Below are 14,075 nucleotides of genomic sequence, written 5' to 3'. Positions count from 1 at the left end.
GCCGCGCGGCGGTCGAAGGGCCTCATCGCCCTCACGCTAATCACGCGACCGGGCGGGACGTGGTCTGGGCGCCAGGCGGGGCTGTGGGAGGAGGTCGGCGCCACGCGGCCGCGGCGAATGAACGCGGCTCCTGACGGAGCAGGGGCCCGCCCAGGGAGCACGCGGGCGGGCGCCGCGCGGTAACGTGGAGCCCGCGCCGTCCGGGGAAGCCCGCGGCGCTCACCGAAGGAACGCGATGACCTCACGTAGCCGGCCGCTCGCGGTGGCGGCGCTCGTTGCAGCCGCCCTCACGTCCACGGCCTCGGCCGACGAGGGCCACATCCTCCGCTGTGGAACCGGTGTCCACGCCGGCGAGGCGGAGGGGCTCGTGCCGCTGCCGCAGGGGGACGTCTTCTGTCCGCTCGTCGCCGATCCGAAGGCGATCCGCTCCTTCGTGTCGTATCTGTGGGGCAAGTTCCCGACGAGCGAGCAGACGCTGCACCTCGGCTCGATCGGCGTGGGCGACGGCTTCGCGCTCTTCCGGCTCGGCGGTCCCCGTCCCGGCGAAGGGCTCCAGCTCGGGCTGGAGGCCGCCGTGTTCGCGCAATTCGACCTCGACTCCCCGAGCGACGACCTCCTGAACGCGGACTACCTCGTGGGCCTGCCGCTGACGTACCGGTACGCCGGCTTCTCGGCGCGCGCCCGCGTCTACCACCAGAGCTCCCACCTCGGAGACGAGCTGCTCCTCCGCGCCGACAGCGAGATCCAGCGCGTGAACCTGGCGTTCGAGTCCGTCGAGCTCGTCCTGTCGCAGGAGCTCGGGCCGCTCCGCGTCTACGCGGGCGGCGAGTACCTCGTGAACCGCAAGCCGAGCACGCTCGACCCGAAGCTGGTCCACGCCGGCGCGGAGGTGCGGGCAGGCCCGACGCGCGGGCTGCGGCTCGTGGCGGCGGCGGACGTGAAGTCCACGGAGCAGCAGGAGTGGAAGCCGGCCGTCAGCGTCCGCGCCGGCGTGGAGGCGGCCTGGTGGCGCAGCGAGGGGCACCCGCCGCGGATCTGGAGCCTCCTCGGTGAGTACTACGACGGGCCGTCGCCGTACGGGCAGTTCTTCCTCGAGTCCACCCGCTACGCCGGCGTGGGGTTCCACGTCCAACTCTGACGCCGCGCCGGCTCACCGGTGCGTCAGGGCGCTCGCCGGCGACGGTTCCGTGCCTCGCCACGTCATGGCCAGCCCGGCGGTCTCCGCGCGGCCAGGCGCCCGCCTGGCGTCCAGGCTCGCTTTCGCTTGACATAGGGGAGGGGGGTATCTAGATCCGGATCGGCGGGCATACGCCCCGGGGGTATCCGCGGGCGGCCGAACGGAGGCAGGAGATGGACGTGAGCGAGGTGGCCGTCGTGGCGGGCGGCGTGGCCGCGATCGGCTGGGTGAACTGGTACTTCTTCCTCGCCGAGCGGCGGAAGGCGGCGGTCGCCGCCAAGGTGGGCGCGACGGGCGTCCAGCAGGCGGTGATCCGGGTGGAGGGGGGCTACTCGCCGGCGCGCGTGCGGCTGCGGGCCGGTCAGCCCGCGCGGCTCGTCTTCGATCGCCGCGAGGACTCGAGCTGCTCCGAGGAGGTGGTCATCCCGGAACTCGGCCTCCGGCGCTTCCTCCCCGCCCACCAGCGGACCAGCGTCGATCTGCCGGCGCAGCGCGCCGGGACGTACGAGTTCACCTGCGGCATGGGCATGCTCCGCGGCAGCCTCGTCGTGGAGGAGGAATGACCATGGACGCCACGACGAGGACGGTGGCGCGCGCCGGCGAGGCCGGCGCCGGCGCCCCGACGCTGAAGGTCGCGCCAGCGCGCCTCACGGTCCAGGTCTCGGGCATGACCTGCGCCGCGTGCCAGGCGCGCGTGCAGAAGGCGCTCGCGAGCGCGCCGGGGGTGCTCGACGCGAACGTGAACCTCATGACGGCCGAGGCGACGATCGCCTTCGACCCGAGCGCGGCCTCCGCGGAGGCGCTCCTCGAGCGCGTCCGCTCGACCGGCTACGGCGCGACGCTCCCGCTCGCCGGCGGCGACGCGCTCGCCGAGCAGGACGAGGCGCGCGTCCGCGAGTTCCGCGAGCTCCGCGGCAAGGCCCTCGCCTCGCTCGCCGCCGGCGCCGTCGCGATGGTCGCGTCGATGCCGCTCATGGCGACGCACGCGCACCTCGGCCTCGGCGCGCCGGCCGATCCGTTCATGCGCTGGAGCATGCGGGTCCTCGATCCGACGCTCTCGCGCGCGCTCCCGTGGCTGTACGCCATCCCGCCGCGCGCGATCTCGTTCGGGCTCCTCGTCCTCACGACCGGCGTGATGGCCTGGGCGGGGCGCCACTTCTACACCCGCGCCTGGGCGGCGTTCCGCCACCACTCGGCGGACATGAACACGCTCGTCGCGGTCGGGACCGGCGCCGCCTACCTGCTCTCCGTCATCGCCACGCTCGCGCCCGGTTTCTTCCTCGCGCGCGGCGTCCCGCCCGACGTCTACTACGAGGCGGTCGTCCTCATCATCGCGCTCATCCTCGTCGGCAACACCCTCGAGGCGCGCGCGAAGCGCCAGACCTCCGCCGCGCTGCGCGCCCTCGTGCAGCTCCAGCCGAAGACCGCGCGCGTCGTGCGCGACGGCGCCGAGGTGGACGTGCCCGTCGAGCAGGTCGAGCACGGCGACACCGTGGTGGTGCGGCCGGGCGAGCGGATCCCGGTGGACGGGGAGGTCCTCGCCGGCGCGAGCGCGGTGGACGAGTCGATGCTCACCGGCGAGCCCATGCCGGTGGAGAAGGGACCGGGCGCGCGGGTCATCGGCGCGACGGTGAACGGCACCGGCGCGTTCCGCTACCGCGCGACGGCGGTGGGCGCGGAGAGCGTCCTCGCGCGCATCGTGAAGCTCATGCGCGACGCGCAGGGCTCGCGCGCGCCGATCCAGAAGCTCGCGGACCGCATCAGCGGGATCTTCGTCCCGGTGGTGCTCTCGATCGCCATCGCGACGTTCGTCGTGTGGTTCGTCGCCGCCGACGCCGCGCCCGCGGTGCGCGCCTTCGCGGCCGCGGTGGCCGTGCTGGTCATCGCCTGCCCCTGCGCGATGGGGCTCGCGGTGCCCACGGCGGTGATGGTCGCGACGGGCAAGGGCGCGGAGCTCGGCGTGCTCATCAAGGGCGGCGAGGCCCTCGAGCGGGCGCACGCGATCGACACGATCGTGCTCGACAAGACCGGGACCATCACCGAGGGCAGGCCGGCCGTGGTGGGGGTCGTCCTGCCGGAGCGTGCGGCGGTCGCCGAGGATCGGCTGCTGGCGCTCGTCGGGGCGGTCGAGCGCCAGAGCGAGCACCCCCTGGCGGCGGCCATCGCGGCGCACGCGGCGGCCGCGGGGGTCCCCGCGCTGGAGACGACGCGCTTCGAGTCGGCAACCGGCCGCGGCGCGCGCGGCGAGGTCCAGGGCCGTAGGGTCATCGTGGGGAACGAGGCGTTCCTCGCAGCCGAGGGCGTGGACACCTCACCGCTCTCGGAAGCCGCCGCGTCGCACGCCGCGGACGGGCACACCACGGTGTTCGCGGCGGTGGACGGCGCGCTGGCCGGGCTCCTCGCGGTCGCGGATCCGATCCGGCCCACCTCGCGCGAGGCGATCGCGCGCTTCCGCAGGATGGGGCTCGAGGTGGTGATGCTCACCGGCGACACGCGCCGGAGCGCGGAGGCGGTCGCCCGCGCGGCGGGCGTCCCGCGCGTCGTCGCGGGCGTCCTGCCCGAGGGGAAGCTCGCCGAGGTGGAGCGGCTCCAGGCGGCCGGGAAGGTCGTCGCGATGGTCGGAGACGGCATCAACGACGCCCCGGCGCTCGCGAAGGCAGAGGTCGGCATCGCCATGGGGAGCGGCACGGACGTCGCCGTCGAGGCGTCGGACGTGACGCTCATGCGCGCCGACCTGCGCGCCGTCGCGGACGCCATCGCGCTGTCGCGCCGCACGATGCGGACCATGCGGCAGAACCTCTTCTGGGCGTTCGTCTACAACGTGGTCGGCATCCCCATCGCCGCGGGCGCGCTGTACCCCGCGATCGGGCTCCTGCTCTCGCCCATCCTGGCGAGCGCGGCGATGGCCATGAGCAGCGTGAGCGTGGTCACGAACAGCCTGCGGCTGCGCCGCTTCAGGGGCGCGTGAGGCACGACATGGCGAAGAGCGCGAAGGAGGCGGTGGCCGTGGAGGCGCAGTGCCCGTGCGGCGCGGCGGAGCAGGTGGGGCCGGGCGGGAAGGCCGCCGCGGTCGATCCCGCCACGAAGGACGCGAATCTCAAGCGCCTGCGGCGCATCGAGGGCCAGGTGCGCGGGCTCCAGAAGATGGTCGAGGAGGGGCGCTACTGCGCCGACATCCTCACGCAGATCGCCTCCGTCCACGAGGCGCTCCGCGGCGTGGGGCGCGAGCTCATGCGCAACCACCTGAAGCACTGCGCGACGAACGCGATCCGCGCAGGGGGCGAGGACGCCGAGGCGATGTACGACGAGCTCGTCGAGCTCATGTACCGCAGCGCGCGCTGAGCCTCACCCCGGCCGGCGAGCGGCTCAGCGCGGTGTCAGGATGGCGGGCGACGTCCGGCCGTGCCCGTCGACGAGCGTGAGGAGGATCTGTCCGCGGTCGTTCACGCCTCCCACGTGGAGGATGCGCATGCCTGGGGGGAGCTCGACGAGGTCGCCGAGCCGCTCGAGCTTGCCGTTCCGGTACACGCACCCGTCCCCCGTCCCGAAGCCCGAATACAGCTGACCGACCGCGATGGTGCCGGCCCGGTTGATCCGGTCGAGGCTGATGCCCGCGGCGTCGCTCGGGCGATCGACGAGCGTGACGTCGCCGCTCGCGAGCTCGGCGAGGAACGCCTGCTCCGTCCACTTGAACCTGCGGTTCGCCGCGCCCACGACCTTCCCGTCGTCGCTCACGTCCAGCGCCACCGAGCCGGCGGGGACCGGCAGCTCGCGGGGCCCGCCCGCCTCGAACACGACCGCCTTGCCCTCACGGCTCCCGACGACGATCCCCGCCGCGTTGATGCCGCTCGCGGTGCTGGCAGCGGTGCCGCCCGGATCGAGATCCCGGAGCGTCGTCCCGTCGTCGACCGCCGCGTGGAGCGGGCCGGGCCCCGCCTCCATCCAGCCCGCCGCCCAGCCGTGAACGTTCAGCGCCTGCGGGGTCATCGCGCCGAGCGCGGACAGCACGGCGCCGTCCTCGAAGCGGTAGTACTTCCCGTCCTCGAGGGACACGATGAGCATGCCCTCGTCGTTCATGACCACCCCTCGCGCGCCCCGGTGGTCGGGGAGCGGAAGGGTCACGCGATCGGTCGCGGCGTCGTAGACGAACACCTGCGACTCGCAGCACTCGCTGGCGAAGAGCGTGCCCGCCACGTCGCCGCGTGCGTCGATGCCGCTCCCGGCGGTGAGGGTGCCGTCCGGATGGGAGAGGACCTTCAACGCGTAGGTGCCCGGGGCCCCGAGCGCGAAGCGCGCGGTGACGCTCGTCGCGGCCGTGAGGACGAGCGCGCAGGTGGTCGTCCCGCTGCACCCGCCGCCCTCCCATCCTTCGAAGCGCGAGCGGGCGTCCGGCGTCGCGGTGAGCGTCACCGTCGCCCCGCTCGCGAAGACGCCGGTGCACGCGGAGGCGGCGCAGCTCACGCCCGCGGGATCGCTCGTGACCTCGCCCTGCCCGTCGCCCGCGCGCACGATCGTGAGCGTCACGTTCGCCGGCGACGGCGTCGCCTCGAACGTCCCCGTCACGTCCACGTCCGCGTTCACCTCCAGCGGGCACGGCCCGCTCCCCGAGCACGCGCCGCCGAAGCCCTCGAACGACGCCTCCGCGTCCGGCACCGGCGTGAGGACCACCCGTCCGCCAGCCTTCACGGAGAGACTGCACGTCCGCTGGCACTTGCCGGCCGCGTCGCCCGTCACGTCAACCGAGCCCGGTCCGGTGAGCGCGATGCGCACGGCGTAGCTCACAGGCTGAGGGGGACCGCCGCCGTCCTTCCCGTTTCCTCCGCACGCCGCCGCGGCGAGCAGCACGGCTGCGAGCGCGAGCTCGTGTGCATGGCTCACGGTGCACCTCCCGAGCGCAGCTCGATCGTCCACCCCCGGGCGCGGCCGCTCAATCCGCCTGCGCAGGGGCACGGCCGGCCGCGCGGGCGCGCGTCCGCCGGGGGCGGGTGCCCGCGCCGTGCCCCACCCTGCCCGGCCGTCCGGGGCGGGTGTCCGGGGACCGTCCGAAGAGGCGGCGGGTTCTGGTAGACGTCCTGGCGTGTGGACCATCGTCCCGCCCGCGGGCGCGGCTCGCGCCCTCGCAGTCGCGGCCTACCTCGCCGCCGTGCTCGCGTTCCTGCTGCTGCAGGAGATCGGGCTCCGCTTGCGCGACGAGGAGCAGCGCGCGTGGTGGGCGGGGACGGGGCGCGATCTGCTGAACGTCGCGGGGCTCGTCGCCATCTCCGGCGCGCTGCGGCTCCTGGGGCTGCGCTGGCCCGCGGCGCTGCTCGTCGGCGGGACGCTCACGCTCGCGATGTTCGGCGCCTCGGTGTTCGTGGCGACGCAGCTCGAGACGGCGCACCGGCGGCTGTGGGCGTTCGCGCTGGGGCTCGCCTTCGCATTGCCGGCGATCGTGTTCCTCGATCGCGTCGTGGCCGCGATCGCCCTCGTCGCCGGCGCGCTGTTCCCTGGAGAGGTGGCGCCGCGAAACCCGGGCTGAAGTCCACGCGCGGCCGGCCCATGCAGCGAAGGTCGCACGGGCGCGAGCCGCGCGTGAGGCGGGGAGTGACTACCGGTGCGAGTGGTGCAGCGCGCGCCGCACCTTCGCGGCCACGCGCGCCTTCGGCGTCGGCTGCTCCGCCTGCTCCATCTCCATCGGGTGGTAGTCCGTCGGCTTGAGCTGCGCCGCGGTCACGCCGGCAGGGAGGTCCATGCCCACGTCGCCCGGCCGCTCGATGGTCGCCCACTTCGTCCTGACGATGCGCTTTTTCATGACCCCATGGTGCGCGCCCTAGGGCGAGCGGGTGCCGCGAAAGGCGGGGTCCGCGAGGAGGGGTTCTCCCCGGGGGGCTGCGCGGGAGCGCCGGGCGCGAACTGCTCGAAAGCCCAAAGGAAAAGGGGCTGCCGGTTTCCCGGCAGCCCCTCGAGCCTGCGAGCGTTCCCGCGGTCGTCACGAAGTAAACATCTCGTCGGACAGTGGCGAGGGAATCCCCGAAGAGCATCCGTTTCGCCCCGCCGAACGGTGAGCGATGGAGGCGCCCTGGTGGGCTTCGGCGCGCTCGCCACAGAAAGCGCGCCGATGGCAGCGAGCGCTCAACAGCTCATCCGACAGTGCGTTCAGATGTTTCGCGCAATCGAACGGACTCGACCCGGAACCAGTCAAGACATCGCTGACACTTTGCTCGGGATCTTGGCTTGTCTCCCGCGCTGACGAATCCGCTGCTCGGTGTTTACCCAGGTGACAGGTGGCATCACCGTGTTCTGGGCGAGGGCGTGGTCGAACGGGACGATCTCGAGGGTGCCCAGGTCCACGTCGAAGTACCGGGCGCGCCACAGCAGCTCGCTCTCCTGGCGGAGCCCGACGATGTGTCCGATGAGGGCGGTGCTGAGGAACACGTAGTCGCCGGCGATGCGCACCATCCCCATGCGGTTCACCCGACGTGTCTGCCAGTCGCCGGAGTAGTTGGGGATCATCGGTACGAGCGAGCGCCGCGGCGAGTCGCGGTAGACCTCCGACGGCGTCTTGCCGCCGAGCGCGTCGTGCGGGCGGACCTCGTTGAAGTCGACCATCCAGCGGTCGCAGTCGCGCTGCTGCGCTCTGCGGCTCTTGGCGGGCCTGAGCTCCAGCTCGGAGAGGTCGCGGTGCATCCGCTCGTGTCCGCCGTTGTCCTGCGGCGACGCCGGGCGGGAGCGGACGAGCCGGATTCCGAGCGACACGAGCCAGGCGGAGAGGTGCGTCATCCCTCCTCGCGCCCGCGAGCAGGCGAACGGGCTTCCGTTGTCGCACTGCATTGCGAGCGGCACGCCGTGCTTGCGAAACAAGGCTTCCAGCGCACGGCGCACGTGGATGGTGTGCCGGCTCGGCACGAGCGTCACCGCGAGGACCTTGCGGCTGAATGCGTCGCGCACGGTCAAGGGCTCGCAAATCTCTCGGTTCTGTGCGCGCCACCAGCCCTTGAAGTCGAAGGTCCAGAGGTCGTTCGGCCCCTTCACCTCGACACGCGGACGCCCGGCGACGGTCCAGACCCTCACCGGGTACCGCTTGCGCTTCATCTTCCCGAGGCGCCGAAGCACCCGAGCGACCGTCGACGCGCTGGGCGTGCTCGGGCCGAGCCGCCTCGCCAGGACGCGCGCGATCTTCTGCGGCCCGTAGCTCGGATGCTTGTCCCGGAGCTCGACGATGCTGACCACGATCTCCTCCGCCGTGGCGAGCGGGCTCGAGGCGGGACGCCGACTGTGCTCGACCAGACCCGCGTACCCCTGCTCGCGGTAGCGGCGCAACCACTTGTGGCCGGATTGCCGCGAGATCCCGTATTCGACGCACAGCGCCGAGATGTTCGCGCCGGGCTTGGTCGCCTTCTCGACGAACTCCAGCTTCTGGCTCATGGCTCGCTGAACTTTCCAGGGCACGCCACAGTCGAGCAGCCACGACTGTCAGCGATGTCCTGACTCAAAAAGCGTCAGCGATGTCTTGGTACCGCACCCCCACGATCCAGATGCCAATCGTGAAGGTTGCCGTGGCCGCTGCGATGTAGCCCAGTACTTGGACGCCGCGAGATCCGTACGCCGCGATGAAAGCCACGAAGCTGAACGGCGCGAACAGACTGAACCAAAGCCCCGCCCATGGAACCCACATCAACGCGCCGACGATGACGTCGTAGACGCCGCAGAGCACGACGATGCGACCTCGAGGGGGTTGCCGCGTTGTTGCCAGTACTGCACAGCCAACGTGCATCAGTGCGCAGACGAGTGCCGGGCCAACGGATATCGATAGAACGCTTGCCGATCGCACGACGCCGAGGGCGTTTCGGTATCGCGGCAGGACGGTGAGCCCTATCCCAAGTAGCGCCGCACCCGCGCCAACCCACAATGGCGTGGCTGGGGTACACCTGAGTTTCATTTCCACGGCAGGACCAACGGATGTCGAGTCACGGCTAATGGACGAACCGAAGGACGAGCACGACAAGCAGGGCTAGAACCAGGGCGACAACCGGAAGCGCAAAGGTGATGATGAGCCAACCTTTCCACTCGGACTTGAACATCTTCTAAGCTCCGTGGGGGCCGGTACCACGGAGGCGTCGCGTCAGGTGGCAGACTTGCTCGGCAGTGGCGCAGCCGCTGAGCTTGCAGGTACGCGTACTCCCGGTGGCACAGACTCCCTGCGTCAAGAACAGCAGCTGTGCCGCCACCATCCCGGCGAGCATCGATGACCCCGGTGGTTCCAAGAGTGAGAGGCCAGGGGAATCCGGCCTTTCACTTCGCGTGCGCGCATCGTGATACACTCCCGTGAAACACAAGGACTCGGTCGGGTGCTCGTTCTCCGGGCGGCCCGAATCCCGACCAGTGGTCCACCGGAAGACCCGAATTGCCCGCGGCGCTGTATGCCGCATCGTGCAGCACACGAGCGGTGTCATGGGCTCGCGGCCGAACGCCACACCCGTCGCGTCGATCGCTCTGAGCGTAGGAGTACCTGCAGACCCTCGACCGACACGCCCGCGAACCCGGTAGACGTGACCGGCGAGGGGCGGAGACCGCGAGCAGCGCGAGCAGCGCGACCGCGCTCGCCTGGCGGCGCCAATGGAAATGCCAAAGAAAAAGGGCCGCCGGTCTCCCGGCGGCCCTTCGATTCCTGCGAGCGTTCCCGCGGTCCGCGCCGCCCTGAGGCGGGCGCGGGGCCGGCGGGAGGCGAGCTACATCATCCCGCCCATGCCGCCCATGCCGCCCATCCCGCCCATCCCGCCGCCGGCGGGGGCCGCGGCCTCCTCCTTCGGCTTCTCGGCGATGAGGGCCATGGTGGTGAGCATGAGGGACGCGACCGAGGCCGCGTTCTGGAGCGCCGAGCGCGAGACCTTGGTCGGGTCAATGACGCCGGCCTTCACGAGGTCCTCGTACTCGCCCGAGGCGGCGTTGAAGCCGAAGTTGGCCTCCTTCGCCTCCTTCACCTTGTTCACCACGATGGACGCCTCGTAGCCGCCGTTGCCGGCGATCTGGCGGAGCGGCTCCTCCACGGCGCGGCGGACGATGTCGAGGCCGAACTTCTCGCCCTCGCTCACCTTCATGCCCTCGAGCGCCTTCACGGCGCGCAGGTACGCCACGCCGCCGCCGGGGACGATGCCCTCCTCGACGGCCGCGCGGGTCGCGTGCAGCGCGTCCTCGACGCGGGCCTTCTTCTCCTTCATCTCCGTCTCGGTGGCCGCGCCGACGTTGATCACCGCGACGCCGCCGACGAGCTTCGCGAGCCGCTCCTGGAGCTTCTCGCGGTCGTAGTCGGAGGTGGTCTCCTCGATCTGGGCGCGGATCGTCTTCACGCGCGCCTCGATGTCGGCCTTCTGGCCGGCGCCGTCGACGATCGTGGTGTTGTCCTTGTCGATCGAGATGCGCTTCGCGCGGCCGAGGTCCTTCAGGGTGACCTGCTCGAGCTTGAGGCCGAGCTCCTCGGCGATCATGTGGCCGCCGGTGAGGATCGCGATGTCCTCGAGCATCGCCTTGCGGCGGTCGCCGAAGCCCGGCGCCTTCACCGCCGCGACGTGCAGCGTGCCGCGGAGCTTGTTCACGACGAGCGTCGCGAGCGCCTCACCCTCGACCTCCTCGGCCACGATGAGGAGCGGCTTGCCCGAGCGCGCGATCTGCTCGAGCAGCGGGAGCAGATCCTTCATGTTCGAGATCTTCTTCTCGTGGATGAGGATGTACGCGTCCTCGAGGTTCGCGACCATCCGCTCCGCGTCCGTCACGAAGTACGGCGAGAGGTAGCCGCGGTCGAACTGCATGCCCTCGACCACGTCGAGCGTCGTCTCGAGGCCCTTCGCCTCCTCGACGGTGATGACGCCCTCCTTGCCCACCTTCTCCATGGCCTCGGCGATGATGTTGCCGATGGTCGTGTCGCCGTTCGCGGAGATGATGCCGACCTGGGCGATCTCCTTCTGGTCCTTCGTCGGCTTGGAGAGCTTCTTCAGCTCGCCCACGATGATCTCGACGGCCTTGTCGATGCCGCGCTTGATGTCCATCGGGTTGTGCCCGGCCGCGACGAGCTTCGAGCCCTCGCGGTAGAGCGCCTGGGCGAGCACGGTGGCGGTGGTGGTGCCGTCGCCGGCGACGTCGGAGGTCTTCGACGCGACCTCCTTCACCATCTGCGCGCCCATGTTCTCGAACTTGTTCTCGAGCTCGATCTCCTTCGCGACCGTCACGCCGTCCTTCGTGATGGTCGGGGAGCCGAAGCTCTTCTCGATGACCACGTTCCGGCCCTTGGGCCCGAGCGTCACCTTCACGGCGTCGGCGAGCGTGTTGACCCCCTTGAGGATCGCGTCGCGCGCCTTCTGGTCGAAGCAGATTTCCTTGGCAGACATTCTGATGTGCTCCGTTTCTTGAGAGGGGAAGGCGGGCGACTAGCTCTCGATCACGCCGAGGATGTCGTCCTCGCGCATGATGAGGTGCTCCTCGCCGTCGATCTTGATCTCGGTGCCCGCGTACTTGGAGAAGAGGATGCGGTCGCCGGCCTTCACGTCGAGCGGACGGACCTTGCCGTCCTCCTGGACCTTGCCGTTGCCGACGGCGAGCACCTTGCCCTCGATCGGCTTCTCCTTCGCCGAGTCGGGGATGATGATGCCGCCCTTCGTCTTCTCCTCCTCCTGCACGCGCTTCACGATGATGCGGTCCTGCAGCGGGCGGATCTTCGTCATGGATGCCTCCGGTGTGATCCCGGCGCGCCGCGCCGGGACGATGAGCAGGTCGTTCACGCCGCTGGCACTCGACCCAACCGACTGCCAGCGGCGCGGCGGATCCTAATCACCGCCCCCGAGGTGTCAAGCGAGCACCGCGGATCGCGAAAGCCCCGAAAACGGGCGCCTTTTTTGCCCGCGGCTGGCAGTCGACCCGATCGAGTGCCGAGGCGGCGGCTGGCAGTCGCCCGGCCAGGCTGCTCGAGCTGGCGCGACGCGGCGTGGCCCCCGGGAAATCCGTCGCAAGTGCGGCAGCTTGCCGCAGGAGATCGCAGAGCGTACCGTTCTGGAAGGAGGTCGCTCTCCGCCGGTCGGGGAGGGCGCCTCGTGGAGGGGCGAGAGGAGGGCCCGGCAACCGTGAGCCAGTCGATCCTCGTCGGCAAGTCCGCGCAGGAATGGTTCCGCGAGCTCGTCGCGGACACGCTCTCGACCCGCAGGCTCAAGATCCAGGAGGCCACCGAGTTCTACCTCGTCGATCTCCTCACCCGGTTCCTCGAGACGGAGCGGCTCTTCGTGGAGGAAGCGGACGGGACCGTCCGCTCCGAGCCGCTCGCGCTCGTCCTGCTCCGCGCGCTGCAGGCCGACCGGCGCGCGCGCGCCGCGCACCTGCGCCGCCTCGGAGACACCGCGCTCTTCGTCTCGGGCTTCTTCGGCGACTCGCTCGCGCGCTCGCCGGTGGACGTCGACTACTACATCGCCATGGGCGAGCGGGCGTACTCCGCCCTCGCCGAGACCGAGCGCGGTCGGCCGGGGCTCGACGCGCTCTACGGCGAGCTCTCCGGGCGGTTCGAGCAGTTCGTGGATCTCTTCGCCGAGATCGCGGAGCTCTCGGACCTCCGCTCGAACCGCGGCCTCGTGCGGCTCTACGAGCGCTTCCTCCAGACGCGCTCCGAGCGCGTCGCGCAGCTGCTCCGCGAGCGAGGCGTCGCGCTCTTCGCCGGGCCGGGCGCACGGCGAGGCAAGGGGGAGCTGCCGCAGTGACGCGCGCGGCGCGCGGCCGGGCAGGGCGGACCCTCGCGTTCCTCCAGGGCGAGCTCGAGGCGATCTACGCGGTGGAGGCGCCGCGGGTCGCCGCGTTCCTCGTCGGGCGCGAGGCGGCGAGGGCGGCGGGGCGGGTACCGGAGGCGCCGGAGGAGCTGCTCGTCCTCGAGGAGGACGACGGGGTCGCGCTGGGGCTCTACCTCGACGACGCGGTGATGGAGACCGCCGCGGCGGCCGATCCGCACCACCGGCGCCCCCGCCTCGTCGCGCGCGCCGCGCTCGCGCGCGTCGCCTGCGCCGCCGAGGGCGTCTCGCACTTCGTCTACCTCGCCACCCGCGCCGCGGCCGGGCGACCGGTCTCGCTCCTCGAGCTCGAGGCGCAGGCGGAGGTGGACAAGTTCGCGGTCCTGCTCCTGCACCTGTGGCGGCGCGGGCTCCGCCGGACGAGCGGCGCGCTCCGCCGGCGCCTCTTCGAGCGCGTCCGGTACCACGCCCACCTCGGTCCCGAGGCGCTCGCGCGCTACCGCGAGGCGAACCGGCTGGGCGGCGGCTACGCGCGCTGGCTCGAGGGCCGGTTCGTCGAGGACGCCGACATCGAGGGGCTCCTCCGCGAGCTGCGCCAGAGCTACAGGCTCGGCGGGCGCGAGAAGCTCGATTACCTGGGCGCGCGGACGGCGCAGTGACGAGGGGGGCGGCGCGGCGAGACCCTCGCGCCACAGAAACGAACGGGGCGCGCCGGTGAGGCGCGCCCGCGGGGTGCGACGGCTTGCGATCGCCGCGACCTGCTCGCCCCGACTTGCGGAGGGCGAGCGGAGGCGACTAGCGCAGCGTGCGCGTCTGGCCGGCCGGGATCGTCGACTTCTCCTTGTCGAACTTGCCGGAGAGCGCGTCCTTCACCGAGCGGTCGAAGCGCACCTTGCCCGTCGCGATCTCGCGGAGCGCGAGCACGGGCGGCTTGTTCTTCGTCATGCCCTGGAGCGGCCGGGCGCCCGCCATCAGCTGACGGGTCCGCTTGGTCGCGAGGAGCACGAGCGCGAAGCGGTTGTCGACCATGGGGAGGCAGTCTTCGACGGTGACGCGGGCCATTAGCTCTTCCTTCTTTCCGTTACGGCGGAACGGCGGAAGATAAGAGGGTCTTCGGGTCGGGTCAACCTCCGTCGCGGCCCGCCCGGAGCCCGCGGCCT

At 71.6% G+C, this 14,075-nt stretch carries 14 protein-coding genes; 7 read left to right on the top strand and 7 right to left on the bottom strand.

Going from position 1 to position 14,075, the window contains the following annotated elements; genetic code table 11:
• The first annotated feature begins 235 nt into the window (after positions 1 to 235).
• The 4 genes from MNZ39_RS11600 to MNZ39_RS11585 all read left to right on the top strand — a co-directional run bounded on the left by MNZ39_RS11600 (position 236) and on the right by MNZ39_RS11585 (position 4,519).
• Positions 236 to 1,138, top strand: a complete 903-nt coding sequence (locus MNZ39_RS11600) for a DUF1207 domain-containing protein (RefSeq protein ID WP_242338560.1) — start codon at positions 236 to 238, stop codon at positions 1,136 to 1,138.
• Between the two features lie 212 nt (positions 1,139 to 1,350).
• Entirely contained in the window at positions 1,351 to 1,740 is a 390-nt protein-coding gene (locus MNZ39_RS11595) for a cupredoxin domain-containing protein (RefSeq protein ID WP_242338558.1), read from the top strand.
• Positions 1,741 to 1,742: 2 nt separating this feature from the next.
• Positions 1,743 to 4,145: a heavy metal translocating P-type ATPase gene (locus MNZ39_RS11590; protein ID WP_255821425.1), complete on the top strand. Its 2,403-nt coding sequence runs from the start codon at positions 1,743 to 1,745 to the stop codon at positions 4,143 to 4,145.
• 8 nt (positions 4,146 to 4,153) lie between these two features.
• Positions 4,154 to 4,519, top strand: coding sequence for a metal-sensitive transcriptional regulator (locus tag MNZ39_RS11585; protein ID WP_242338557.1), 366 nt, complete (start codon positions 4,154 to 4,156; stop codon positions 4,517 to 4,519).
• Between the two features lie 24 nt (positions 4,520 to 4,543).
• Here the strand turns inward: MNZ39_RS11585 and MNZ39_RS11580 are convergent, their stop codons facing one another.
• Positions 4,544 to 6,055, bottom strand: a complete 1,512-nt coding sequence (locus MNZ39_RS11580; RefSeq protein WP_242338555.1) for a hypothetical protein — start codon at positions 6,053 to 6,055, stop codon at positions 4,544 to 4,546.
• Positions 6,056 to 6,254: 199 nt separating this feature from the next.
• Between MNZ39_RS11580 and MNZ39_RS11575 the strand changes: the two genes are divergently transcribed.
• Entirely contained in the window at positions 6,255 to 6,695 is a 441-nt protein-coding gene (locus MNZ39_RS11575; RefSeq protein ID WP_242338553.1) for a hypothetical protein, read from the top strand.
• A gap of 69 nt (positions 6,696 to 6,764) precedes the next feature.
• Here MNZ39_RS11575 and MNZ39_RS11570 read toward each other — a convergent pair whose 3' ends face one another.
• The 5 genes from MNZ39_RS11570 to groES all read right to left on the bottom strand — a co-directional run bounded on the left by MNZ39_RS11570 (position 6,765) and on the right by groES (position 11,871).
• The gene (locus tag MNZ39_RS11570) at positions 6,765 to 6,968 is read right to left on the bottom strand and encodes a hypothetical protein (protein WP_242338551.1); all 204 of its coding nucleotides are present in this window, start codon (positions 6,966 to 6,968) and stop codon (positions 6,765 to 6,767) included.
• Positions 6,969 to 7,354: 386 nt separating this feature from the next.
• A complete protein-coding gene (locus MNZ39_RS11565; protein WP_242338550.1) occupies positions 7,355 to 8,581 on the bottom strand; it encodes an IS481 family transposase in 1,227 nt (408 codons plus the stop codon).
• A 64-nt stretch (positions 8,582 to 8,645) separates the two neighbouring features.
• Complete coding sequence (locus MNZ39_RS11560; protein WP_242338548.1) at positions 8,646 to 8,870, bottom strand: hypothetical protein; 225 nt, start codon at positions 8,868 to 8,870, stop codon at positions 8,646 to 8,648.
• Positions 8,871 to 9,885: 1,015 nt separating this feature from the next.
• The gene (gene groL, locus MNZ39_RS11555; RefSeq protein WP_242338546.1) at positions 9,886 to 11,538 is read right to left on the bottom strand and encodes a chaperonin GroEL; all 1,653 of its coding nucleotides are present in this window, start codon (positions 11,536 to 11,538) and stop codon (positions 9,886 to 9,888) included.
• A gap of 39 nt (positions 11,539 to 11,577) precedes the next feature.
• On the bottom strand, positions 11,578 to 11,871 hold the full coding sequence (groES, locus tag MNZ39_RS11550; RefSeq protein ID WP_242338544.1) for a co-chaperone GroES: 294 nt from the start codon (positions 11,869 to 11,871) through the stop codon (positions 11,578 to 11,580).
• Between the two features lie 396 nt (positions 11,872 to 12,267).
• Between groES and MNZ39_RS11545 the strand changes: the two genes are divergently transcribed.
• Together MNZ39_RS11545 and MNZ39_RS11540 are read left to right on the top strand one after the other, a co-directional pair.
• Positions 12,268 to 12,891 carry a hypothetical protein gene (locus tag MNZ39_RS11545; RefSeq protein ID WP_242338542.1) on the top strand — a complete coding sequence of 208 codons (624 nt, stop codon included), beginning with the start codon at positions 12,268 to 12,270 and terminating at the stop codon, positions 12,889 to 12,891.
• Entirely contained in the window at positions 12,888 to 13,574 is a 687-nt protein-coding gene (locus MNZ39_RS11540; protein ID WP_242338541.1) for a hypothetical protein, read from the top strand. Before MNZ39_RS11545 ends, MNZ39_RS11540 begins: the two co-directional genes overlap by 4 nt.
• Positions 13,575 to 13,710: 136 nt before the next feature.
• Here MNZ39_RS11540 and rpoZ read toward each other — a convergent pair whose 3' ends face one another.
• Positions 13,711 to 13,977 carry a DNA-directed RNA polymerase subunit omega gene (gene rpoZ / locus MNZ39_RS11535; RefSeq protein ID WP_242338539.1) on the bottom strand — a complete coding sequence of 89 codons (267 nt, stop codon included), beginning with the start codon at positions 13,975 to 13,977 and terminating at the stop codon, positions 13,711 to 13,713.
• Positions 13,978 to 14,075 lie beyond the last annotated feature (98 nt).

It is taken from the genome of Anaeromyxobacter sp. SG66 (assembly GCF_022690805.1).
Taxonomy (GTDB): Bacteria; Myxococcota; Myxococcia; order Myxococcales; family Anaeromyxobacteraceae; genus Anaeromyxobacter; species Anaeromyxobacter soli.
Note: the sequence above shows the minus strand (reverse complement) of the source record. Positions and strands in the feature narration are given on the sequence as shown.

Bases quoted from the DNA above. Each gene is read 5' to 3' on its own strand.
- MNZ39_RS11600 (WP_242338560.1), top strand. From the start codon at position 236: ATGACCTCACGTAGCCGGCCGCTCGCGGTGGCGGCGCTCGTTGCAGCC.
- MNZ39_RS11595 (WP_242338558.1), top strand. From the start codon at position 1,351: ATGGACGTGAGCGAGGTGGCCGTCGTGGCGGGCGGCGTGGCCGCGATC.
- MNZ39_RS11590 (WP_255821425.1), top strand. From the start codon at position 1,743: ATGGACGCCACGACGAGGACGGTGGCGCGCGCCGGCGAGGCCGGCGCC.
- MNZ39_RS11585 (WP_242338557.1), top strand. From the start codon at position 4,154: ATGGCGAAGAGCGCGAAGGAGGCGGTGGCCGTGGAGGCGCAGTGCCCG.
- MNZ39_RS11570 (WP_242338551.1), bottom strand. From the start codon at position 6,968: ATGAAAAAGCGCATCGTCAGGACGAAGTGGGCGACCATCGAGCGGCCG.
- MNZ39_RS11565 (WP_242338550.1), bottom strand. From the start codon at position 8,581: ATGAGCCAGAAGCTGGAGTTCGTCGAGAAGGCGACCAAGCCCGGCGCG.
- groL (WP_242338546.1), bottom strand. From the start codon at position 11,538: ATGTCTGCCAAGGAAATCTGCTTCGACCAGAAGGCGCGCGACGCGATC.
- groES (WP_242338544.1), bottom strand. From the start codon at position 11,871: ATGACGAAGATCCGCCCGCTGCAGGACCGCATCATCGTGAAGCGCGTG.
- rpoZ (WP_242338539.1), bottom strand. From the start codon at position 13,977: ATGGCCCGCGTCACCGTCGAAGACTGCCTCCCCATGGTCGACAACCGC.